The following is a 903-nucleotide window of genomic DNA, read 5'->3' as shown; positions in this document are numbered from 1 at the left end:
TCCAAAGCCTTTCCTATCTCTCCCCCCCTTTTCTCTTTTTGCTCTTGCGGGGTTATTATGATTGTGGTCCTTTTGCAGCTGCATCTCCTAATTTATCTGCAATACTTTGAAAAATTTCTTTTAATTTTCCTCCCATTAATGTTAAAACAACTATTACAGCTACTGAGATTAATGCTAAGATTTCCATGCCTTGCCTATCTCTCCCCACACACCCTTTTTCTCTTGCGGGGTTATTCTGCTTTTGCTGCTGTTCCTAATTTATCAGAAATTTTTGTGAATATTTCTTTTAGGTTTGTACCAACTTGTGTCAATATAACTATTACCACTACTGAGATTAATGCTAAGATTATCTAGCCTTGTCTATCTCTCCCCACTCCTTTTTCTCTTTTTGCTCTTGCGGGGTTATTAGTTTCCTTGTGTTGTTGCATCTTTTAAATTACCAGAAATTTGTTGAAAAATTCCTTCTAATTTTTTACCTATTCCTGTTAAAACTGCTATAACCACTACTGAGATTAATGCTAAGATTTTCTAAGCCTTGCCTATCTTCTCCCCACTCACCTTTTCCCTTTTTGCTCTTGCGGGGTTATTATGCTTTTGCATTTTGAAATTCATTTAATATTTTTTCAAATGTTTCTTTCAATTGCTTTCCTATTCCAGTTAACAATGCTATTACCACTACTGAGATTAATGCTAAGACTTTCTAGCCTTACCCATCTTCTCCCCACTCACCTTTTCTCTTTTTGCTCTTGCGGGGTTATTAGCCTTGTTGTGCTTTTCCTAATTCATCAATTATAGCCTGGAATGTTTTCTTTAATTTATCTCCAATTTGTGTTAACAATACTATTACCACTACTGAGATTAATGCTAAGATTCTCAAGCCTTACCTATATTCTCCCCTCTCCC

General features: G+C 35.8%; 2 protein-coding genes. Both read right to left on the bottom strand.

The features are described from left to right. Positions 1 to 55: 55 nt before the first annotated feature. A complete protein-coding gene (locus ABGF45_RS08355; RefSeq protein WP_408112842.1) occupies positions 56 to 208 on the bottom strand; it encodes a Flp family type IVb pilin in 153 nt (50 codons plus the stop codon). Positions 209 to 757: 549 nt separating this feature from the next. After that, on the bottom strand, positions 758 to 877 hold the full coding sequence (locus tag ABGF45_RS08350) for a Flp family type IVb pilin (RefSeq protein WP_408112843.1): 120 nt from the start codon (positions 875 to 877) through the stop codon (positions 758 to 760). Positions 878 to 903: the final 26 nt, after the last annotated feature.

Origin of the sequence: Helcococcus sp. KG196 (assembly GCF_046035495.1) — a bacterium.
In the GTDB taxonomy this organism is placed as follows: Bacteria; Bacillota; Clostridia; order Tissierellales; family Peptoniphilaceae; genus Helcococcus; species Helcococcus ovis.
Note: the sequence above shows the minus strand (reverse complement) of the source record. Positions and strands in the feature narration are given on the sequence as shown.